Source organism: Roseovarius sp. MMSF_3359, assembly GCF_030733385.1.
GTDB lineage: Bacteria > Pseudomonadota > Alphaproteobacteria > Rhodobacterales > Rhodobacteraceae > Roseovarius.
On record NZ_JASHJC010000012.1, the window covers coordinates 87,374 to 108,009 of the forward strand.

Sequence of the window (20,636 nt, forward strand, 5' to 3'; positions counted from 1 at the left end):
GCCGGCGATTGGTCATGTGAGGGCCCTAAACCGACGGTGCAGGTATTTGGCTACGATAAAGTGCCCATAACTTGTGTCGGATCGCCAACCCGCGGTCCGGCGATGCGCGGCTTCGCTCTAATGCGACCAAGGTCCGCTCCACGCCAACGAACCTGTCCTCTATATCAGAAGCATGGCACGCCCAACCGAAACGGGCGGCGCCTGTGCACCGCCCGTACGGGTCTTGCCTCTTACGGGTCTGTCTTCAGACGATCATGGCCTCCGTCGCGGCGACCAGATCCTCTTGCGAGACGCCTGGGGCCAGTTCGACCACCTTCAACCCGCCGTCGGTCACGTCCAGCACACCGAGGTTGGTGATGATCCGGTCAACCACGCCCTTGCCGGTCAGCGGCAGGGTGCATTCCTTCAAGAGCTTACTGTCGCCATGCTTGTTGGTGTGGTCCATGATGACGATCACACGGCCGACACCCGCCACTAGGTCCATCGCACCGCCCATGCCCTTGACCAGCTTGCCGGGGATCATCCAGTTGGCCAAGTCGCCTTTTTCGCTGACCTCCATCGCGCCCAGGATCGCCGCCGCGATTTTGCCGCCCCGGATCATGCCGAAACTTTGTGCGCTGTCGAAGTAAGACGTGCGGCGCAACTCGGTGATCGTCTGCTTGCCGGCATTGATAAGGTCCGGGTCTTCCTCGCCCTCGAAAGGGAAGGGGCCCATGCCCAGCATGCCATTTTCGGACTGAAGCGTGATGTCCTTGTCACCCACATAGTTCGCCACCAGAGTCGGAATGCCGATGCCGAGGTTCACATACATGCCGTCTTCGAGTTCCTGCGCGGCCCGTTCGGCCATCTGATTACGGTCCCAGGGCATTACGCTTCCTCCCGTGTGCGCACGGTGCGCTGTTCGATACGTTTCTCATGCTCGCCCTGGATCAGGCGATGTACATAGATGCCGGGCAGGTGGATGTGATCACCGTCCAGTTCGCCCGGCTCCACGATCTCTTCGACTTCCATGATGCAGACCTTGCCGCACATCGCCGCGGGCGGGTTGAAGTTGCGGGCGGTCTTGCGGAAGATCGCGTTGCCGGTGGTGTCGGCCTTCCACGCCTTGACGATGCTGACATCCGCAAAGATGCCGCGTTCGAGGATATAGGTCTCGCCGTCGAATTCCTTGTGTTCCTTGCCCTCGGCGATCACGGTGCCGACGCCGGTCTTGGTGTAAAAGCCGGGAATACCGCAGCCGCCCGAGCGCATACGTTCCGCCAGGGTGCCTTGCGGGTTGAATTCCAGCTCGAGCTCACCCGAGAGGTATTGCCGCATGAATTCGGCATTCTCACCCACGTAGGACGACATCATCTTCTTGATCTGCCGGGTATCAAGCAGCTTGCCCAGCCCGAACCCGTCCACACCCGCGTTATTGGACGCCACGGTCAGGTCCTTGACACCACTCTCGACGATCGCGTCGATCAGCAATTCCGGAATACCGCAGAGGCCAAACCCCCCGGCGGCAATCAGCATGCCGTCATGCAGCAGCCCGTCGAGCGCCTCGGATGCGCTCCCGTATACTTTTTTCATCGCAGAAACCTCTTCCAGCCCTTTTGCCCCGGATATGAGGTTCGGGGCGGGGGAGAGTCAACTCAAAGGGGGCGGAATGCGCCCCCTTTAGGTGTTACTACGTAAAGGCTCTGCCTACTTGCTGGCGGCGGCCTTCTTCTTGGTCGCTTTCTTGGCGGGGGCCTTCTTGCGGCCCTTGCCTTTCTTCGCGGCCTTCTCGGCGATGAGTTCCACGGCCATTTCCATGGTCACATCCGCTGGCTCCACGCCTTTGGGGATGGTTGCGTTGACCTTCTCCCATTTGACATAGGGCCCGTAGCGGCCATCCATCACGTTGACCGCTCCGCCATCCTCGGGATGCTCGCCCAACTCCTTGAGCGGCTTGGCCGCCGCACGGCCCGCCCCACGGCTGGCGGCCTTCTTGGCCAGTTCCTCGACGGCGCGGTTCATGCCGATGGTGAAGACCTCGTCGACCTCCTTGAGATTGGCATAAAGCCGCCCGTGTTTCACAAAAGGCCCGTAGCGTCCGATCCCGGCCTCGATCATCTCGCCATCCTCGGGGTGGGGACCAACTTCGCGTGGCAGGCTCAGGAGCGTTAGCGCCTTTTCGAGGTCCATATCGTCCTGTGACCATCCTTTGGGCAGGCTGGCGCGTGGCGGCTTCTTGTTCTCTTCGGTCGCCTCGCCACGCTGCACGTATGGCCCGAACCGGCCCGAGCGGAGGCTGATCTCATCGCCTGCATCCTCGCCCAGCACCCGGTCGCCGCCTTCGGCCGCATCGCCGCCGATGGGGCGGGTATACCGGCATTCCGGGTAATTACCGCAGCCGACAAAGCCGCCGGACTTGGAGGTCTTGAGGTGCAACTGCCCATTGCCGCAAAGCGGGCAGATCCGCGGATCGCTGCCATCCTCGCGCGGGGGGTAGAGCGTGGGTGCCAAGGCGTCGTCCAGCACATCCAGCACTTCGGTGATGCGCAGCTCAGACGTTTCGGCAATCGCCGCGGAGAAGTCGCGCCAGAACTTGGCCAGCGTCTCTTTATAGTCGCCGTCGCCCGCGCTGATCACATCTAGCTCTTCTTCGAGATTGGCGGTGAACTCATATCCCACATATTTCCGGAAGAAGTTCAGCAGGAAGATCGTGACGATCCGCCCCTTATCCTCGGGGATCAGGCGGTTCTTGTCCTTGCGGACATATTCGCGGTCCTGGATCGTGGTGACGATGCTGGCATAGGTCGAGGGGCGGCCAATCCCCAGCTCTTCCATGCGCTTGACCAATGTGGCCTCGGTATAGCGCGGCGGCGGCTGTGTGAAATGCTGCTCGGGCGTGACGCGGCGCTTGTCGGCGGCCTCGCCTTCCATGACCTGCGGCAGGCGTTTGTCGTCATCATCGACAACCGCATCGTCGCGACCTTCCTCATAGACCTTCATGAACCCTTCAAAGAGGACCACCTGACCGGTGGCGCGCAGGCCCACCTGCCCATCGGCGCTGCCGATATCGACCGTCGTGCGCTCCATCCGGGCCGAGGCCATCTGGCACGCGAGGGTGCGCTTCCAGATCAGATCATAGAGCTTGCGCTGATCCGCATCGGTGGTTTTGATCCCGTTTGCATCGCGTGTCATGTCCGTCGGGCGGATACATTCATGCGCTTCCTGGGCGTTCTTGGCCTTGTTCTTGTACATGCGCGGCGATTTGGACACGTATTCCTCGCCATAGCGGTCCTTGATCGCATCGCGCGCGGCCATCACTGCCTCGGGGGCCATGTCGATGCCATCGGTCCGCATATAAGTAATGTAGCCCGCCTCGTAGAGCCGTTGCGCCGCCGACATGGTCTGCCGCGCGCCCATGCCGAACTTGCGGCTGGCCTCCTGTTGCAGGGTCGAGGTCATGAACGGGGCCGAGGGGTTGCGGCTCGCGGGCTTGGCCTCGACCGAGGTGATCGTGAGGTCACGGCTTTCGATCGCCTGCACCGCCAGTTCGGCCTGCGTCGCGTTGGCGATGTCGAACTTGTCGAGCTTCTTGCCCGCAAGGATCGTGAGGCGCGCCTCGTATTCCTGCCCGCGGGGCGTGCCGAGGATCGCCTTGACCGACCAGTATTCCTGCGGGTTGAAGGCTTCAATCTCCATCTCGCGCTCGACGATGAGGCGCAGGCAGACCGACTGCACCCGGCCCGCGGATTTCGCGCCGGGCAGCTTGCGCCAGAGCACCGGTGAGAGGTTGAAGCCCACAAGGTAATCCAGAGCGCGCCGCGCCAGGTAGGCCTGCACCAGCGGCTCATCGACCTGGCGGGGGTTTTCCATCGCCTCGGTCACGGCGGATTTGGTGATCGCGTTGAACACCACGCGGCTGACCGGTGTGTCCTTCTTGATCGCCTTGCGTTTGCGTAGGGCCTCTTCGAGGTGCCAGCTGATCGCCTCACCCTCACGGTCGGGGTCGGTGGCGAGGATAAGCGCGTTGTCGTCCTTCAGCGCGTCGGCGATGGCCTTGACATGCTTGCGGCTGTCGTAGCCGACCTCCCATTTCATGTCGAAATCGTTCTCGGTATCGACTGAACCATCCTTGGGCGGCAGGTCGCGCACATGCCCGTAGGACGCCAGAACGGTGTAGTCCGAGCCCAGGTATTTGTTGATTGTCTTGGCCTTGGCCGGGGATTCGACAACGACAACGGGCATGGAAACTCCTTTCGACTCGGGACGAGGCTTATGGCGGCGGAACATGTGGGGTGGCAAGAGGTATTGTCAATGCACCCCGTGCAAGGGCGTGGCAATTTGCAGGTTGGTCCGGGATGGCGAGGGCGGCGATAGCGTGGGGCGGGGCGGGTTGTCACTCCGCCAGGGCAAGCAGCCCTCCGGCCTGGCGCTTGATCCTGCCTTCGAGTTCTAGATCGACCAGCACGGGCGACACGTTATGAGCGGGCGCGGCAAGATCGCGGATCAACTGATCCTCGGCAATCGGGGAGGGACCGAGGCGTTCCAGGATCATGGTGTGGAGGTTCGCGGTCTGGGCCGGTGAATGCCGGGGCGGGGGCGGCTCGGTGGAGTGTTCCAGAGGCATGTCGATCTGTACGGGTGCGGTTTCGGTCTGCGGCAGGGCTTCGATCACATCATCGGCGTTCCGCACCAGCCGCGCGCCGTCACGGATCAGAAGATTGCATCCCGCAGCCCGTGCATCGAACGGATGGCCAGGCACCGCCAGAACCTCGCGGCCCTGGTCGAGCGCATTGCGCGCGGTGATGAGGCTGCCAGACTTGGCGGCGGCCTCCACGACGATGGTCGCACGGGAGATGCCGCTGATGATCCGGTTTCGGCGGGGGAAATGGCGAGCCTGCGGGGTGAGGCCCATCGGTTGTTCCGAAAGGCGCACTCCGCTTTCGGCGATTTCATGGGCGAGGTTGGTGTTTTCGGCGGGGTACATCACGTCGACACCGCCCCCCAGAACGGCAACGGTGCCGGAGCTAAGTGCAGCCTGATGCGCCGCGGTGTCGATGCCGCGCGCCATGCCGGAGACAATTACATAACCCTTGTCACCCAGATCACTGGCCAGTGCGCGGGCCATGCGCAGCCCCAGTGACGAGGCGTTGCGGGCACCAACAAGGGCGACCATGGGGCGGGAAAGGACGGAGACATCCCCGATCGCCCAGAAGAAGGGCGGCGCATCGGAGATCTGCATGAGGTCCCGGGGGTAGTCGGGCGTGCCAGCGCAGATCATCTGCGCGCCTGCGGCCTTGGCGGCACGTATCTCGGCCAGGACCACGCCTTCGGGACATGTTTGATAGTCTTTGACACCGGCCGCGGCGGCGACATCAGGCAATGCCTCAAGCGCGGCCTGCGCCGTTACGTGCTCGTTGAGTAGCCTGTAGAATGTGGAAGGCCCGACGCGGCGGGAACGCAATAGACGGAGCCACGATATCCGATCATCTTCCGTGGTGGGTGGGAGTGGGGGGTGAGTGGAAGGATGTTCTAAATCCTCGGTCATCGTGACTCCGCCTGCTTGCAACACCAGTTTTAGATTCAGGGTGGTTAATGGGGAGTAAATCAATGTGATGGGGTAGATCGGAAACTGCATTTTTCATCCCAAAATATTGAAATATATAACTAAAAAACTTCCATTTTTGAAAGGTGCCGATTTCGAAAACTGCCAAGTTATCCATGGCCTCGCCATTAATGGGGAGGCGGAATGCGCATCTGCGCCCTGTCGATTCATGATTTACCCACAAGTCCCGAGCAGAGATCACCCCGGGTGATTCTCTGCTCTCGCGAAGGGCCAGCTATCCCCGGGGGCGCTTCAGTCCAGAAAGCGCCAGGTTTCCGCCCCGTCGAAATGACGCACGGGAATGTCCGCGATCTGATCCGGCACTGCCATGGCCAGATTGACCGCCATCCAAGGCGCTCCTGGCTGCGGCTTGATCGGCGTCCAATGGGTTGTGGCGCCGCACCTGCGGCAAAAGTGAAAAGCGAGCTGTTTGTCGCCATGTGAATAGGTCGCGGTTTGCCCGGTCACGTCGACCTGATCCGGTGGCATGTGCGCCCAGAGGGCACGATAGCGGCGGCAGGCTGAGCAATTGCATTTCACGATCTGCGCGGGGCGGGTGGCAAGGCGAAAGGTCACAGCGCCGCAGTGGCATGATCCGCTCAGCGCCGCCGCACTCATGCGGCCGAGCCGCCCACCGTAAGCCCGCCGATCATGACCGTTGGTTGTCCGACGCCCACCGGCACCCATTGACCCTGCTTGCCGCAATTTCCCATGCCGGGGTCGAGCGCCATGTCATTGCCGAGGCCCCGGATCTGCTTGAGTGCGGTGGCGCCATCGCCAATCAGCGTGGCACCCTTGACCGGTGCGCCGACTTTGCCGTTTTCGACGCGATAGGCTTCGGTGCAGGAGAAGACGAACTTGCCATTGGTGATATCGACCTGCCCGCCACCGAAGCCCACGGCGTAGATCCCGTCCTTGAGATCGGCCACCAGGTCCGCCGGATTGGCATCACCGCCCAGCATGTAGGTGTTGGTCATCCGTGGCATCGGCGCGTGGGCATAGCTTTCGCGGCGGCCATTGCCGGTGGGCGCGACGCCCATCAGGCGGGCGTTCTGCCGGTCCTGCATGTAGCCGACCAATATGCCGTCTTCGATCAAGGTGTTCTTGCCTGAGGGCGTCCCTTCGTCATCGACGGTGATGCTGCCGCGCCGGTCGGGGATCGTACCATCGTCCAGCACGGTCACGCCTTTGGCCGCGATCCTTTGCCCCATGAGGCCCGCAAATGCGCTGGAGCCCTTGCGGTTGAAATCACCTTCAAGCCCGTGACCGATGGCCTCGTGCAGCAGGATCCCGGGCCAGCCGGGGCCGAGCACCACATCCATGACACCCGCCGGCGCAGGGACCGCATCGAGATTGACGGTGGCGATCCGCAGCGCCTCGCGCGCCTTGGCCTGCCAGTCGGTGGGGTCCAGAAGCCCATCGAGGCCTACGCGGCCCCCGCCGCCCGCGGTGCCCGTCTCGCGGCGGCCATCCTGCTCGACGATGACCGACACGTTGACCCGCGTCATTGGGCGCGTGTCGGAAACCTCGGAACCATCGGGGCGCAGGACGGTGACTTCCTGATGCGCCGCGGCAATGGTGGCCGAGACTTGGACGACGCGGGGGTCAAGATCACGGGCGAAGGCATCAATCTGCCGCAAAGTATCAAGCTTGACCGGGAATTCCGCCCCGCTGATCGGGTCGGCGTCGGTATAGAGGCTCTTGTTGGTGCGGGCAGGGGCGTCGGCCAGCGTGCCGCCTCCCTGACCTACGGCCAGGCGGGCTGTTGCGACCGCGCGAGCCAGGGCTGGTTCGGAAATCTCGGAGGCATGGGCATAGCCGGTGACCTCGCCCAGCACCGCCCGCAACCCGAAGCCTTCGGAAGCGTCATAGCTGGCCGTCTTAACCCGGCCATCGTCGAAATGCAGCGCCTCGGCACGGCGCCGTTCGATGAAAAGCTCCCCGTCATCGGCCCCGTGTGTCGCAGTCCGAAGCTGCGCCAATGCAGCGTCGCGATCAATGGCGGTCTCGAAAGGGCGGAAGGTTTTTTCGCTCATAGGGGCCTCTTCTGCGCGGGCCGGAGGCAAGTTTTTTGATCTAAATCAAAAAAAGCGTCCGTTTGCCGCAATGGTCATTCTTGTCTGTTGGCGTAGAATATGGTTTCTAACGGCGACGAAACAAAGGGATTCCGTTGACTGGTCGGATTTATCCGTACAGGCCCCCGGGAACCGCTTCAACCGATCAGGGTGCAATATGCGATTTTCAACAAAGCTGCTGGCCGCACTGGCCGCCTTTACAGCCCTTCCCGCCGCGGCGCAGGAAAACCTTGAAATCATTGGCAAGCCGGAAACCGGCGGCCTCGGATTTCAGCCGGCCGTGACCGAACTGATGCGCGATATCGTGTGGCTGGATCACATGGTACTTATCATCATTACGGCGATTTCGCTCTTTGTGACGGCCCTGTTGATCTATGCGATTGTTCGCTTCAACCGCCGCGCCAACCCGACACCGGCGAGCTTTACGCACAACTCGCCCATCGAAGTCGCCTGGACGATCATCCCGATCGTGATCCTAGTCTTCATTGGCGCCTTCTCCCTGCCGGTGCTGTTCAAGCAGCAGGAGATTCCCGAGGGTGACATCAACATCAAGGTGACCGGCTACCAGTGGTACTGGGGCTATGAATATACCGATCACGAGTTCGGCTTTGAAAGTTTCCTGATCGGCGAAGGCAAGGTTCTGAACGATGAGGTGATCGCGGAGCTTGAGGCGGCGGGTTACACCCGTGATGAATTCCTCCTGGCCACGGATACGGCCGTTGTCGTGCCGATCAACAAAACCGTTGTCATGACCGTGACAGGCGCCGACGTGATCCATAGCTGGACCATCCCCGCGTTTGGCGTGAAACAGGACGCCGTACCGGGCCGCCTGGCGCAGCTCTGGTTCAAAGCCGAGAAAGAGGGCGTTTACTTCGGCCAATGCTCCGAGCTTTGCGGCAAGGACCACGCCTACATGCCGATCACCGTCAAGGTCGTGAGCCAGGAGGCCTATGACGCATGGCTCGAAGGCGCGATCGAGGAATATGCCGGCACCCCGCTGGACTATGACGTGGCATCCGCCGAGTAACCGACCGAACGCAGGCTGACACCTGCCTTGCGAGACGACGCGGGGCAGGGATCTACCCACCGGAGTGACGATGAGCGACGCAAGCATCAATAGCACCACGGCACAGACCGGCGATGCCGGTTTCGGTGATTTCTTCGCGCTGCTCAAGCCGCGTGTCATGTCGCTTGTCGTGTTCACGGCATTGGTGGGCCTTCTGGCCGCGCCTGTCGGCGTGCATCCGGTCGTGGGTCTTGCGGCGATCCTCTTCATCGCCGTGGGCGGCGGTGCGTCCGGCGCGCTCAACATGTGGTGGGACGCCGATATTGATCGCGTGATGAAGCGCACGCGCGGGCGACCGATCCCGGCGGGCAAGGTGACCGAGGGCGAGGCATTTGCCTTTGGCATGACCCTTTCGGTGATGTCGATCGTGATGCTGGCGCTGGCGTCGAATTTCGTGGCGGCGGGGCTTCTGGCCTTCACCATCTTCTTCTATGTCGTGATCTACTCGATGTGGCTCAAACGCTGGACGCCGCAGAATATCGTCATCGGTGGCGCCGCGGGGGCCTTCCCCCCGATGATCGGCTGGGCCGTGGCAACGGGCGGGATCAGCGTTGAGAGTGTGCTGATGTTCACCCTGATCTTCATGTGGACGCCGCCGCATTTCTGGGCGCTGTGCCTCTTCATGAAGTCCGATTACGAGGATGCCGGTGTGCCGATGCTGACGGTCACCCATGGCCGCAAATCGACGCGCAAACATATCCTGGTCTACACGCTCTTGCTGGCCCCGATTGCCATTGGCGCTGGGTTCACCAGCATTGGCGGGCCGGTCTATCTGAGTGTCGCGGTGATCCTGAACGCGCTTTTCGTGAAAGGTGCGATCGACATCTGGAAACGCGACGAGGCGATGGCCGAGGCCGATCAATACCGGACCGAGAAACGGGTCTTCAAACTCTCGCTCTACTACCTCTTTGGCCATTTCACCGCGATCCTGCTGCAGGCGACGCTGGGCAGCTACGGGCTGGGAGGCTGGTAAGATGAGCCTTTCGAAACAGCATGAGATGCACAAGCGCCGGTTTAGCCGCAACATGGGTCTGGGCCTCGTGCTGGCGGGGTTCGTGGCGCTGGTCTTTGGCCTGACCATTGCCAAGGTGTCCGACGACGAATTCGCCGTTCCAACCGAAGAGGCGGGGAGCTGATGGCGATGGATCCCAAAACCAAGACGGTGACACGGCTGGTGGCGGTGGCCGTGACCATGGGCGCGCTGGCCTGGGCCTCGGTGCCGTTCTATGACTGGTTCTGCCGTGTGACCGGCTTTGGCGGGACACCGGGCGTTGCGACCGCGGGGTCCGACGACGTCCTCGACAAGACCATCAAGATCCGCTTTGACGCCAGCAAGGAACGCGACATGCCGTGGGAGTTCAAGCCCATGGCGCGCGAGATGGAGATTCGGATCGGGGAGACCGGGTTGGCCTTCTACGAGGCCTATAACCCGACCGACAAACCCATTGCCGGGCAATCGAGCTATAACGTCACGCCCTATGAGGCGGGTGGCTTTTTCGTCAAGATCGATTGCTTCTGCTTCCAGGAGCAGGTCTTGCAGCCGGGTGAGCGGGTCGAGATGCCCGTGACCTTCTATGTCGATCCCGAGATCGTCACCGACCGGGACGCGAAGTACACCCACACGATCACGCTGTCCTATACTTTCTATGAAATCGACCTGCCCGAAGAGCACGCCGCCCTTGCGCAGGACGCTGAAACCGATAAAAACAAGAACTAAGACCGCCTGCGAGGGAACCCAAGATGGCACATGAAAAAAATCACGACTATCACATTCTGAACCCCTCACTCTGGCCCTTCCTGGGTGCGTTTTTCGGGTTTGTGATGCTCTTCGGCGCGGTGCTGTGGATGTCGCCGCGGATCGACAACAACCAGCCCTGGGTTTTCCTGATGGGGCTCGTTGGCGTGCTCTACGTGATGTATGGCTGGTGGGCCGATGTGGTGACCGAAAGCAAGGTGGGCGATCACACCCCTGTCGTGCGGATCGGTCTGCGTTATGGCTTCATCATGTTCATCATGTCCGAGGTCATGTTTTTCTCGGCCTGGTTCTGGACCTTCTTCAAACATGCGATGTACCCGATGGGACCTGAAAGCCCCATCAAGGATGGTCAGTGGCCACCTGCGGGGATCGAGACGTTTGACCCCTGGCACCTGCCGCTCATCAATACGCTGATCCTTCTGTGCTCGGGCTGTGCCGCCACATGGGCACACCACGCGCTGGTGCATGAGAATAACCGCGACGACATGAAATGGGGCCTTATCATTGCGATCGCCCTTGGCGCGCTCTTCACCGTGTTCCAGGCCTACGAATACAGCCACGCGGCGTTCGGCTTCTCGGGCAACATCTATGGTGCGTCCTTCTTCATGGCGACCGGTTTCCACGGCGCGCATGTCATCATCGGCACCGTGTTCTTGTTCGTCTGCCTGATGCGCGTCTATCGCGGCCACTTCACCCCCGAAAAGCATATCGGGTTCGAGGCGGCAGCCTGGTACTGGCACTTCGTTGACGTTGTCTGGCTCTTCCTCTTCGCCGCGATCTACATCTGGGGCGCCTGAGGACGGATCAGTCGCCGAAAGATTTAAGTATATTGAAAAGCGCGCGGGATGCCCTGCGCGCTTTTTTCTTTGGAGAGGTTTCTGGATGAGACAGCTTTTGCTGGGGGTTCTGATGGGGCTGCTTGCTGTTCCTGCCGCCGCGCAGAGTGCGGATGATCTCGACCGAAAGGCGCTGATCGAAGAATTGGACCGCAGCCCGAATGCGGAACAATTGGCGCGCAAGGCACGCTCTGTCGAGCTCTTGCGGGCGAAGGGCATCCCCGTGCTGGACAGCCTGCCTGTGATCGTGGACGAAGACCGCAGCCTGCGACGCACCAAAAAGGAGGTGGCGGAGCGGGCGCTTGCCCTGATGATTGCGGCGGTCAAAGGGGAAACCGGGGATCAGGCCCTGATCGACACACTGATCGACCAATATGATGCGGGCGCTCTTTTTACCCTGGCGGAGCGCGCTTTCATCAACGACCCCAACCCGTCCGAACAGATGCGCGTTGAGATGAGCTGGCGCTATGAGGGGGTTCACACGCTTCTCTGGGCGCTGGGCTTCTACGATGCCCTGATGCCGCCGGATCAGATCGTCGATGTCTACGAAATGGGCACACTCCTGCGCGACCTTGGGCCGGACGGGTTGCGGCGCAAGGCGCAACTGCGGCCACAGGCGGCGGTGCTTGATATGACCGATTTGGTCTACCGGATGAACTGGGCGGCGGTCGAGGCGCGGGTAAATGGCGAACCGGTCCCGGCGGGTATCCATCCGGGGATTGTCTACGAGCGGCACTACGCGCTCAACTGGCTGATCGGCTATGCTGGCCTCGGCTGGGACGAGATGCGCACCGATACCTGAGGCACCCTGCCTTGCCCCCCCGCCTCCGCTTGATATAGGTGACGCAGAGCATTCTTCGGGACCACATGATGCGCCGCATTCTGATACCTCTGATCTTTGGGCTGACCGGCGCGGCCATCCTCATCTCGCTTGGCATCTGGCAGGTGCAGCGGCTTGCGTGGAAAGAGGGGGTGCTTGCGGATATCGAAGCGCGCATCGCCGCGGAGCCGGTGGCATTGCCCGCGTCTCCGGACCCTGCCGCCGATCAATACCTGCCGGTGACTGTCACCGGCATGCTGGGCCAACCGCCTTTGCGCGTTCTCGTGAGCCGCAAGCAGATCGGCGCGGGCTATCGCCTCATCACGACGCTGAGCACCGATGCGCGCACGATCCTCGTTGATCTTGGTTTCATCAAGGTCGATGAAACCATCCCCGCCTTTACCAATGAGACGGTCACCCTGACGGGCAATCTGAACTGGCCGGATGACCGCAACAGCTCCACCCCGGAGAATGATGTGACCGGCAACACCTGGTTTGCGCGGGACATTGACGAGATGGCCGGGATGCTCGGGGCCGAGCCTTTGCTGCTTGTTGTGCGCGAAACGTCGAAAACGGACCTTCCGGTGACGCCGTTGCCCGTGGACACGACCGCCATTCCCAACGATCACTTGAGCTACGCAATCACATGGTTTTCCCTGGCCGCGATCTGGCTGGTGATGACCGGATATTTCCTCTGGCGCACGACCAGAAAACCGAAAGGCGACGAGACGTGAGATATGTATCGACAAGGGGTCAGGCCCCGGTCCTGAGTTTCGAAGAGGCGATGCTGACCGGGCTGGCGCGCGATGGCGGGCTCTATCTGCCGGAAACGATCCCGACACTGTCTCATGATGAGATCGCGGCACTCGAAGGCGTGTCCTACGAAGAGGCGGCGTTTCGGATCATGAAGCCTTACATCGGCGACACGTTCACCGATGACGAGTTTCGCGGCATCATCGCGCGGGCCTATGAGGGGTTCGGCCATGCCGCCCGCGCACCGCTGGTGCAATTGGATAGCGGCCACTTCCTGCTGGAGCTCTTCCACGGGCCGACGCTCGCGTTCAAGGACTTCGCGATGCAGCTTATCGGGCAGCTCTTCGAGGCGTCGCTCAAACGTTCCGGCAAACGGGTCTGCATCGTCGGCGCAACAAGTGGCGATACCGGCTCGGCGGCGATCGAAGCGTTTCGCGGGCTTGAAGCGGTGGATGTGTTCATCCTCTACCCCCATGGCCGCGTCTCCGAGGTACAGCGGCGGCAGATGTCGACACCCTCCGAGGACAATGTGCATGCCATCGCATTGGACGGGCATTTCGACGATTGCCAGGCCAAGGTCAAAGACATGTTCAACGATTTCGAGTTCCGCGATGCCGTTGGCCTGGCGGGCGTCAACTCGATCAACTGGGCGCGGGTGCTGGCGCAGGTGGTCTATTACTTCACTTCCGCGGTCAGCCTCGGCGCGCCGCAGCGCAAGGTCAGCTTCACCGTCCCCACCGGCAATTTCGGTGATATCTTCGCGGGCTACATCGCCAAACGGATGGGTCTGCCCATCGACCGGCTGGTGGTGGCGACGAACCAGAACGACATCTTGCATCGCTGCCTGAGCACGTCTGAATACAAACCCGATGGCGTGATCCCCTCGATCAGCCCGTCGATGGATATCCAGGTCAGCTCCAATTTCGAACGCGCACTCTTCGAGGCCTATGGGCGCGATGGCGCGGCCATCAGCCAGTTGATGGAGGAGTTGAAAGAGGGCGCATTCAGCGTCTCGCAAGGCGCGTTGCAAGCGTTGCGCGAAAGTTTCGACAGTGACCGGTGCAGCGAGGATGAAACCCGCGCCACGATCCGCGCGGCCCATGCGACCACCGGCGAATTGCTCTGTCCGCATGGCGCGATCGGGGTCAAGGTTGCCGATGAACATCGCGTGGCCGGGACGCCGATGATCACGCTGGCCACGGCCCATCCGGCCAAGTTTCCGGACGCGGTGGAAGGGGCGAGCGGTGTGCATCCCCCCTTGCCCCCCGCCATGTCGGACCTGTATGAGCGGTCAGAACGGATCACCCGGGTCGCGAATGACCTGGGGGCCATCGAGACACTCATAAGGGACCGGACCGGGAATTGACCGTAAACCTCACGACGCTTTCAAACGGATTTCGCATCGTCACCGAACATATGCCGGGGCTGCAATCGGCCTCGATCGGCATTTGGGTTCTGGCCGGTGCGCGCCACGAAGAGGCCAGTCAGAACGGCATCGCGCATTTCCTCGAACATATGGCCTTCAAGGGGACGGAGCGGCGTTCCGCGTTGCAGATCGCCGAGGCCATCGAGGATGTGGGCGGCTATATCAACGCCTACACCTCGCGCGAGGTGACGGCCTATTACGCACGCGTGTTGCAGGATGATGTGCCACTGGCGCTGGACGTGGTTGCCGATATCCTGCGCAACCCGGTCTTTGACGAGGGTGAGATCGAGATCGAGCGCGGTGTGATCCTGCAGGAAATTGGACAGGCGCTTGATACGCCCGACGACATCATCTTCGACTGGCTGCAGGAGAAGGCCTATCCCGATCATCCGCTGGGCCGCACCATCCTTGGCCCCGAAGAGCGGGTGCGGGCGTTTTCCCGGTCCGACCTGCAACGGTTTGTGGGGCAATATTACCGGCCCGGTCAGATGATCCTGTCGGCCGCGGGCGCGGTGGATCACGCGGCCCTGGTCAAATCCGCCGAGGCGCTTTTTGGCGATATGGCCGCGACCCCCACCATTCACGCCGCCGAGGCGCGGTTTGCCGGGGGCGAAAGCCGCACCCTCAAGCAGCTTGAACAGGCGCATTTCGCGCTGGCTTTCGAGAGCCCGAACTACACCGATCCGGCGATCTATACCGCGCAGATCTATGCCAGTGCCCTGGGCGGGTCGATGTCCTCGCGCCTGTTTCAGGAAGTGCGCGAAAAACGCGGGCTGTGCTATACGATCTATGCGCAGGCCGGGGCCTATGCCGATACGGGCATGACGACGATCTATGCGGGTACCTCTGCCGGGCAGATGGCTGATCTGGCGCAGATCACTGTCGATGAGATGAAACGCGCGGCGGATGACATGACCGCGGTCGAAGTGGACCGTGCCCGCGCGCAGATGAAGGCGGGGCTGCTGATGGGGCTGGAGAGCCCGTCGAACCGCGCGGAACGCCTGAGCCGGATGTTGCAGATCTGGGGCCGGGTGCCGGGCCTTGACGAGGTCGTGGCCAATATCGACGCGGTGACCCTCGCCGATGTCCGTACGCTTGCGGAACACCTGGCCAGCCGCGCCCCCGCCGCCATGGCGCTTTACGGGCCGGTAGAGGGGGCGCCAACACTGGATGCGTTGCAGGAAAGGCGCGCCGCCTGATGTTCCTGCCACGCCGGAAGCTCAAGATCGAGACCGAGCGCATGACACTGCGCCAACCGATTCTGAGCGATTTCCGTGCGTGGAGCAGCCTTCGGGGCCAATCCGCCGATTTCCTGATCCCGTGGGAGCCGATCTGGGCGTCGGATCACCTGGCACGCAAGGGGTTCACAAACCGGGTCTACTGGGCGCAGCGGTCGATCGGCAACGGCTCGGCGGTGCCGCTCTTCCTGATCCGTCGCGAGGATCAGAACCTCCTGGGCGCGATCACCCTCGACAATATCCGCCGCGGTCCGGCGCAGGCCGGGACGTTGGGCTATTGGATCGGGGAGCCTTATGCGCGGCAGGGCTACATGCAGGAAGCGATCAAAAGCGTCGTGCATTACGCCTTCGAACGGCTGGACCTGAGCCGTGTCGAGGCGGCATGCCTGCCCGAGAACAAACCTTCGCGCGCGCTGCTCGAAAAATGCGGGTTCAAATATGAAGGTGTGGCGCAGAGCTATCTGCAGATCAACGGCCGGTGGCGCACTCATGTGCTCTACGCCGCTTTGCGCATGGACCGCCGTGGCAAGACCGACGCGGGGTAGGGCGCCGGTGCTGCAAGGCGGAATGACCGCCTTGAGCCCGAAGCGGTCACGCACTCTTGCCCGGAAGCAGTGCGCATCGCGCCGCGGGGTAGCGCCCGACGCTCAATTTCTGAAGAGTCCCACTCAGCCGCCGTTTGCACCATTCTTGGAAGTATCAATCTATTGGTTTACAGCGCCATTCGACTGCTGGGCTATCGCTTACAGCCAATTCAACTAATCGAAGACACGCCGCCTCATCGCCGGGATCGGCAAACCCGAAAATGAAAATCATCTTTTCCCATTCGCCCATCACATTTTTCTGCTCAACCCAGTACCCAAACTGAGTTAACTGATTGCTTTGTAGATCGTTCGATAACTGAGAAAGATCAGCTGTATATTCATCAGTTTGAGAGAATGCAGGATGCATGCCAGTTAGAAATATGGTTAATGCAATTGGGGTTTTCATCAATCTGCACCTTTTTTAAAGGAATCTTGGATCAAAGCACACGTAACCCATAAGCTAGATGCCAGAGAAAACTGGTCCTGGTTTCAACATCAGCCAAACAAACTGGATCGGCGACGCCCTTGTCGGTTTGGCACATGCCAATTGAGAGGGCATAATGCTCATTTTCCAATCTAATGATGGCCGAACCGAACCAGGCAATACAACTCACTAAAGAAACTATGAGCAAGTTCTTCATCCCTTCGAACCTTTGTTGGAACTGTCGATCGACAACCTGACACAACCGACCAGCGACGTCCAATGTCTGGCTAGAGCCCGAACCTACCGATGCTGCAAGATGCATGAAGGGCTGCTTACTAAAATCTGGTTGTACGGAACGGTCTGACGCCGCTCCGTGACAATGGTTAAAATTCTTCAACGACGATCTTACCCTTGGCTTGACCAGTCTCGACCAGCCTGTGCGCTTCACGCATCTTGGCGGCACTGATCGGAGATAGAACCTCGGAGACGGTCGTCTTGATGTTTCCCGCATCAATTTGATCGGCCACGTAAGACAGCAGGCGGTGCTGCTCGATCATGTCCGGCGTCTGGTGCATTGAGCGGGCAAACATGAATTCCCAATGAAAGCTCGCGGCCTTGGTCTTCATTCCGCCCATTGGCATGGGCAGATCGGTGTCGTCGATACTGACAATGCCGCCTTGCGGGCGGATCAGTTCAACCGCCGTGTTCCAGTGGCGCATGTCGTTGAAGATCGCGATATAATCGACGTGCTTGATGCCAATAGCGTGCACCTGCGCAACCATATCTTCGCGGTGGTTGACGACATGATCCGCGCCAAGCGATTTCACCCAATCCGAAGTCTCGGAGCGGGATGCGGTGGCAATCACCGTCAAACCGGCCAGCTTGGCAAGCTGGATACCGATGGAGCCGACACCACCACCTGCACCGATGATAAGGATTGATTGTCCGGCATCCGCTCCGTCGCGATCTATGCCCAGACGATCAAAAAACGCCTCGTAAGCTGTGATTGTCGTTAGAGGGAGGGCGGCGGCTTCGGCGTGCGACAGAGATGCAGGCTTACGACCGACGATCCGCTCATCGACAAGATGGAACTCGGCATTGGTGCCCGAGCGGGTGATGTCGCCCGCATAGTACACCTCATCGCCCGGCATGAAGAGGGTCACGTCCGGACCGACAGCTTCGACCACGCCGGATGCGTCATAGCCGATAATGCGCGGTGTCTCTTCCACCTTGTCTTTGGGTGCGCGCACTTTCACATCGACCGGGTTCACGGCAACTGCCTTGACGTTGACAAGTATGTCACGGCCTTCAGGTTTGGGTTTTTCTATCTCCAGATCGAGAAACGCATCGACGTCCTCGACTGTGAGGTAGTGAGTAAATCCAACGGCTTTCATAGTATTTTCCCTTTCGCGTAGTGGGCTTACCTCGGCCGTCATTCGGCAGACGGGTCGCCCTGTGAAAATTCGACGGTGACGAAAACGAGCTCCGTCTCGCCGGTGTTGGTCAGGTCGTGGACAAAGGCATCGTCAGGCGACAGATCGGGGAAATGCTGCGTCTGGCCGTTGGTGTAGGTCACATCGACCACACGACCGTCATCGAAGCGGGATCGGGCCGTGCCATCGGTCAGAACTGTCCAGAAGTAGGGGCGGTCATGACGATGGGGTGGATGGGTTTCGCCGGGCGGCACCCGGAGGTGCCAGATACGCATTCCGTCTGTCTCAGCGACAAGCGCAGTGCCGATCCGGTCATTTGCCCGACCTTCAGTGATCTCGCGATCTGTCAGCGGGGCGGTCATGCTGCAGCCTCATAGGTCGTATAGCCTGCCGCATCGCCACCGAACAGCGTGTCACCATCGAAGCCGGACAGCGACAAGTCCTCCGCAAATCGACGTGGCAGATCAGGGTTGGCGATGAATGGGCGTCCAAAGGCCACAGCATCGACGTAACCGTTCTCGATAACTGCGTTGGCCTTGTCCGGTGTGTAGCCACCTGCGACGATGACCGACCCCGAATAGGCCTTGCGCAATTCCTTGCGGAACCATTCCGGCGTTTCCGGCGCATCGTCCCAATCGGCTTCGGCCAGATGGATGTAGGCCAATCCGATCCGGTCCAGCTCCTTTGCCAGGGTCAGGATGGTCTGTGGCGCGTCCGCGTCATCCATACCGCGTTGCGTGATAAAGGGCGAGAAACGAATGCCAGTCCGGTTTGCACCCATCTCGGATGTCACCGCTTCGGCAACTTCCACCGCAAAACGGATACGGTTTTCCACAGAACCTCCATAGGCGTCATCACGATGGTTGGATGTGCTGCGCAGGAACTCGTCAATGAGGTATCCATTGGCTGCGTGAATCTCGACGCCATCAAATCCGGCGGCTTTGGCGTTACGGGCCGCAAGGCGGTAGTCCTCGACAACGCGGGCGATTTCATCTGTTTCAAGCGCGCGCGGAACAGGGCATTCCACCATGCCGCCCTCGCCGGTCTCGGGGTCCACGATCCAGACGGTCGCATCCGGGGCAATAGCAGACGGCGCAACAGGCTTGCCATCTGCGTGGAACATCGGGTGGCTCATTCTGCCCACATGCCAGAGCTGCAAGACGATGCGTCCTTCCTTGGCATGAACCGCTTCTGTCACCAGTTTCCATCCGGCAACCTGTGCCTTGGAATTGATGCCCGGCGTGAAGGAGTAACCCTTGCCTTCCGGTGTGATCTGTGTGGCTTCTGTGATGATCATGCCTGCGCTGGCACGTTGCGCGTAATACTCTGCCATCATGGCGTTCGGCACATCGCCTGGTTGGGTTGACCGTGAGCGGGTCATCGGGGCCATGACCACCCTGTTAGGCAGGTCGATGTTGCCGATGGTTACGGGGTTGAAAAGTGTCATGTCAGGTTCCTTTCGATTTCAGGCGTGGGTGGCGGCGGGAGCGGGTTTCCGCTCCTGCCAGATGATGAAGGCGAGACCGATTGCGGGCACGATGATCGCAGCGAAGGGGATGTAAGCTGCCCCCAGCGTGCTATCGACAACCGCGCCACCGATGATGCCGCCCAGGGCGTTGGCGATGTTGAAGGCCGAGATATTGGCGGTTGCTGCAAGCTCGGGCGCTTTACCGCCATGCTTCATGACGCGCATCTGCATCGGCGGGACGTTGGCGAAAGAGACGACGCCAAAGATGAAGGCCGCAGCAACGAACAGGTAGGGTTGCGAGGCCACCATACCGACCACGATCAGGGAGGCGATCATTGCGGCAGGCCAGCCGATCAGGGACGCACTGAGGTTCTTGTCGGCAGTCTTGCCACCCAGCGTGTTGCCAAAGACGAGACCCAGCCCGATGATCACCAGAATCCATGTCAGGGACGACCGTTCAAAGCCTGCGACCTGTTCTGCGATAGGCGCGATGTAGCCGTAGAAGGTCATGAAGCCGACCCAGCCAAGCGTTGTGATGAACAAACTGGCCAGCAACTGCGGATTGCGGAATGCGCCGATCTGCGATCGGATGGATTTCGGCTCCTCAGCACCTTGCGGCGGGATAGCAACAGCAATGGCAGCGGCAGCCATTGCACCAAGCATCGCGACGACGATGAAGGTCGTGTTCCAGCCGAACATATTGCCGATCCATGCGCCACCGGGAACACCCAGGACGTTGGCCAGCGTCAGGCCCGCAAACATCTGGCCGACCGCCTGGCCTTCCATGTCCTTGGCAACCAGCCGCGTCGCAACAACGGCTCCGATGCCGTAGAATGGCCCCTGTGTCAGACCAGCCATGACCCGGCTGATCATCAGTGTTGTGTAATCGGTGGCAAAGGCCGTGATCAGGTTCGAGACGACGAAGAGCGCCATCAGACCGATCAGCACAACGCGCTTGCGGTAGCGGGCCAGCCAGAGTGTCAGGATCGGCCCGCCAATGACGATGGCCATCGCGTAGGCGGTGATGAGGTGGCCCGCCTGACCTTCAGAGATATTCAAGCTTTCGGACACTTGGGTCAGAATACCGGCAATGACAAATTCTGCTGTGCCGATGGCGAATGCTGCGAGCGTCAATATCCAGACCTGCAGCGGCATTTTCGATTTGAGGGACATGAT

The 20,636-nt window shown here is 60.9% G+C and carries 20 protein-coding genes and 1 pseudogene; 10 read left to right on the forward strand and 11 right to left on the reverse strand.

Annotated elements, in window-relative coordinates; all coding sequences use genetic code 11:
• Positions 1 to 244: 244 nt before the first annotated feature.
• The 6 genes and pseudogenes from RBB29_RS16785 to tldD all read right to left on the reverse strand — a co-directional run bounded on the left by RBB29_RS16785 (position 245) and on the right by tldD (position 7,617).
• A complete protein-coding gene (locus RBB29_RS16785; RefSeq protein WP_306115467.1) occupies positions 245 to 868 on the reverse strand; it encodes a CoA transferase subunit B in 624 nt (207 codons plus the stop codon).
• Positions 868 to 1,572, reverse strand: coding sequence for a CoA transferase subunit A (locus RBB29_RS16790; RefSeq protein ID WP_306115468.1), 705 nt, complete (start codon positions 1,570 to 1,572; stop codon positions 868 to 870). The genes RBB29_RS16785 and RBB29_RS16790 overlap by 1 nt, the downstream gene beginning before the upstream one ends.
• Before the next feature lie 114 nt (positions 1,573 to 1,686).
• Positions 1,687 to 4,221, reverse strand: coding sequence for a type I DNA topoisomerase (gene topA / locus RBB29_RS16795; protein ID WP_306115469.1), 2,535 nt, complete (start codon positions 4,219 to 4,221; stop codon positions 1,687 to 1,689).
• Positions 4,222 to 4,372: 151 nt separating this feature from the next.
• Positions 4,373 to 5,524 carry a DNA-processing protein DprA gene (gene dprA, locus RBB29_RS16800; protein WP_306115470.1) on the reverse strand — a complete coding sequence of 384 codons (1,152 nt, stop codon included), beginning with the start codon at positions 5,522 to 5,524 and terminating at the stop codon, positions 4,373 to 4,375.
• Positions 5,525 to 5,950: 426 nt separating this feature from the next.
• A pseudogene (locus tag RBB29_RS22315) lies at positions 5,951 to 6,268 on the reverse strand (GFA family protein); the annotation flags it as partial.
• Positions 6,196 to 7,617, reverse strand: a complete 1,422-nt coding sequence (tldD, locus tag RBB29_RS16805; RefSeq protein WP_306115472.1) for a metalloprotease TldD — start codon at positions 7,615 to 7,617, stop codon at positions 6,196 to 6,198. The pseudogene RBB29_RS22315 and the gene tldD, both read right to left, overlap by 73 nt.
• 196 nt (positions 7,618 to 7,813) lie before the next feature.
• Here tldD and coxB point away from each other — a divergent pair, with 196 nt between their 5' ends.
• The 10 genes from coxB (at position 7,814) to RBB29_RS16855 (ending at position 16,096) form a co-directional block, all read left to right on the forward strand.
• Positions 7,814 to 8,683, forward strand: coding sequence for a cytochrome c oxidase subunit II (gene coxB, locus RBB29_RS16810; protein ID WP_306115473.1), 870 nt, complete (start codon positions 7,814 to 7,816; stop codon positions 8,681 to 8,683).
• 70 nt (positions 8,684 to 8,753) lie between these two features.
• Positions 8,754 to 9,695 (forward strand): heme o synthase, encoded by a 942-nt coding sequence (gene cyoE / locus RBB29_RS16815; protein WP_306115474.1) that lies wholly within the window; start codon positions 8,754 to 8,756, stop codon positions 9,693 to 9,695.
• Position 9,696: 1 nt separating this feature from the next.
• Complete coding sequence (locus RBB29_RS16820) at positions 9,697 to 9,858, forward strand: hypothetical protein (RefSeq protein ID WP_306115475.1); 162 nt, start codon at positions 9,697 to 9,699, stop codon at positions 9,856 to 9,858.
• Positions 9,858 to 10,439 carry a cytochrome c oxidase assembly protein gene (locus RBB29_RS16825; RefSeq protein ID WP_306115476.1) on the forward strand — a complete coding sequence of 194 codons (582 nt, stop codon included), beginning with the start codon at positions 9,858 to 9,860 and terminating at the stop codon, positions 10,437 to 10,439. The genes RBB29_RS16820 and RBB29_RS16825 overlap by 1 nt, the downstream gene beginning before the upstream one ends.
• Positions 10,440 to 10,462: 23 nt before the next feature.
• Positions 10,463 to 11,275: a cytochrome c oxidase subunit 3 gene (locus RBB29_RS16830; RefSeq protein ID WP_306115477.1), complete on the forward strand. Its 813-nt coding sequence runs from the start codon at positions 10,463 to 10,465 to the stop codon at positions 11,273 to 11,275.
• A gap of 85 nt (positions 11,276 to 11,360) precedes the next feature.
• The gene (locus tag RBB29_RS16835) at positions 11,361 to 12,116 is read left to right on the forward strand and encodes a DUF4272 domain-containing protein (RefSeq protein ID WP_306115478.1); all 756 of its coding nucleotides are present in this window, start codon (positions 11,361 to 11,363) and stop codon (positions 12,114 to 12,116) included.
• Between the two features lie 68 nt (positions 12,117 to 12,184).
• On the forward strand, positions 12,185 to 12,868 hold the full coding sequence (locus tag RBB29_RS16840; protein ID WP_306115527.1) for an SURF1 family protein: 684 nt from the start codon (positions 12,185 to 12,187) through the stop codon (positions 12,866 to 12,868).
• Positions 12,865 to 14,253, forward strand: coding sequence for a threonine synthase (gene thrC, locus RBB29_RS16845; protein ID WP_306115479.1), 1,389 nt, complete (start codon positions 12,865 to 12,867; stop codon positions 14,251 to 14,253). The genes RBB29_RS16840 and thrC overlap by 4 nt, the downstream gene beginning before the upstream one ends.
• Positions 14,250 to 15,512, forward strand: a complete 1,263-nt coding sequence (locus RBB29_RS16850; RefSeq protein ID WP_306115480.1) for a pitrilysin family protein — start codon at positions 14,250 to 14,252, stop codon at positions 15,510 to 15,512. The genes thrC and RBB29_RS16850 overlap by 4 nt, the downstream gene beginning before the upstream one ends.
• Positions 15,512 to 16,096 (forward strand): GNAT family N-acetyltransferase, encoded by a 585-nt coding sequence (locus tag RBB29_RS16855; protein WP_306115481.1) that lies wholly within the window; start codon positions 15,512 to 15,514, stop codon positions 16,094 to 16,096. The genes RBB29_RS16850 and RBB29_RS16855 overlap by 1 nt, the downstream gene beginning before the upstream one ends.
• Positions 16,097 to 16,250: 154 nt before the next feature.
• Here the strand turns inward: RBB29_RS16855 and RBB29_RS16860 are convergent, their stop codons facing one another.
• From RBB29_RS16860 to RBB29_RS16880, 5 genes are all read right to left on the reverse strand, one after another.
• The gene (locus tag RBB29_RS16860) at positions 16,251 to 16,541 is read right to left on the reverse strand and encodes a hypothetical protein (protein ID WP_306115482.1); all 291 of its coding nucleotides are present in this window, start codon (positions 16,539 to 16,541) and stop codon (positions 16,251 to 16,253) included.
• A 401-nt stretch (positions 16,542 to 16,942) separates the two neighbouring features.
• Entirely contained in the window at positions 16,943 to 17,953 is a 1,011-nt protein-coding gene (locus RBB29_RS16865) for a zinc-binding alcohol dehydrogenase family protein (RefSeq protein WP_306115528.1), read from the reverse strand.
• A 38-nt stretch (positions 17,954 to 17,991) separates the two neighbouring features.
• A complete protein-coding gene (locus tag RBB29_RS16870; protein ID WP_306115484.1) occupies positions 17,992 to 18,354 on the reverse strand; it encodes a cupin domain-containing protein in 363 nt (120 codons plus the stop codon).
• On the reverse strand, positions 18,351 to 19,439 hold the full coding sequence (locus RBB29_RS16875) for an alkene reductase (RefSeq protein ID WP_306115485.1): 1,089 nt from the start codon (positions 19,437 to 19,439) through the stop codon (positions 18,351 to 18,353). Before RBB29_RS16875 ends, RBB29_RS16870 begins: the two co-directional genes overlap by 4 nt.
• An 18-nt stretch (positions 19,440 to 19,457) precedes the next feature.
• Positions 19,458 to 20,633, reverse strand: a complete 1,176-nt coding sequence (locus tag RBB29_RS16880; protein WP_306115486.1) for an MFS transporter — start codon at positions 20,631 to 20,633, stop codon at positions 19,458 to 19,460.
• Positions 20,634 to 20,636: the final 3 nt, after the last annotated feature.

Bases quoted from the DNA above. Each gene is read 5' to 3' on its own strand.
- RBB29_RS16785 (WP_306115467.1), bottom strand. From the start codon at position 868: ATGCCCTGGGACCGTAATCAGATGGCCGAACGGGCCGCGCAGGAACTC.
- RBB29_RS16790 (WP_306115468.1), bottom strand. From the start codon at position 1,572: ATGAAAAAAGTATACGGGAGCGCATCCGAGGCGCTCGACGGGCTGCTG.
- topA (WP_306115469.1), bottom strand. From the start codon at position 4,221: ATGCCCGTTGTCGTTGTCGAATCCCCGGCCAAGGCCAAGACAATCAAC.
- dprA (WP_306115470.1), bottom strand. From the start codon at position 5,524: ATGACCGAGGATTTAGAACATCCTTCCACTCACCCCCCACTCCCACCC.
- tldD (WP_306115472.1), bottom strand. From the start codon at position 7,617: ATGAGCGAAAAAACCTTCCGCCCTTTCGAGACCGCCATTGATCGCGAC.
- coxB (WP_306115473.1), top strand. From the start codon at position 7,814: ATGCGATTTTCAACAAAGCTGCTGGCCGCACTGGCCGCCTTTACAGCC.
- cyoE (WP_306115474.1), top strand. From the start codon at position 8,754: ATGAGCGACGCAAGCATCAATAGCACCACGGCACAGACCGGCGATGCC.
- RBB29_RS16820 (WP_306115475.1), top strand. From the start codon at position 9,697: ATGAGCCTTTCGAAACAGCATGAGATGCACAAGCGCCGGTTTAGCCGC.
- RBB29_RS16825 (WP_306115476.1), top strand. From the start codon at position 9,858: ATGGCGATGGATCCCAAAACCAAGACGGTGACACGGCTGGTGGCGGTG.
- RBB29_RS16830 (WP_306115477.1), top strand. From the start codon at position 10,463: ATGGCACATGAAAAAAATCACGACTATCACATTCTGAACCCCTCACTC.
- RBB29_RS16835 (WP_306115478.1), top strand. From the start codon at position 11,361: ATGAGACAGCTTTTGCTGGGGGTTCTGATGGGGCTGCTTGCTGTTCCT.
- RBB29_RS16840 (WP_306115527.1), top strand. From the start codon at position 12,185: ATGCGCCGCATTCTGATACCTCTGATCTTTGGGCTGACCGGCGCGGCC.
- RBB29_RS16855 (WP_306115481.1), top strand. From the start codon at position 15,512: ATGTTCCTGCCACGCCGGAAGCTCAAGATCGAGACCGAGCGCATGACA.
- RBB29_RS16860 (WP_306115482.1), bottom strand. From the start codon at position 16,541: ATGAAAACCCCAATTGCATTAACCATATTTCTAACTGGCATGCATCCT.
- RBB29_RS16865 (WP_306115528.1), bottom strand. From the start codon at position 17,953: ATGAAAGCCGTTGGATTTACTCACTACCTCACAGTCGAGGACGTCGAT.
- RBB29_RS16870 (WP_306115484.1), bottom strand. From the start codon at position 18,354: ATGACCGCCCCGCTGACAGATCGCGAGATCACTGAAGGTCGGGCAAAT.
- RBB29_RS16875 (WP_306115485.1), bottom strand. From the start codon at position 19,439: ATGACACTTTTCAACCCCGTAACCATCGGCAACATCGACCTGCCTAAC.
- RBB29_RS16880 (WP_306115486.1), bottom strand. From the start codon at position 20,633: ATGTCCCTCAAATCGAAAATGCCGCTGCAGGTCTGGATATTGACGCTC.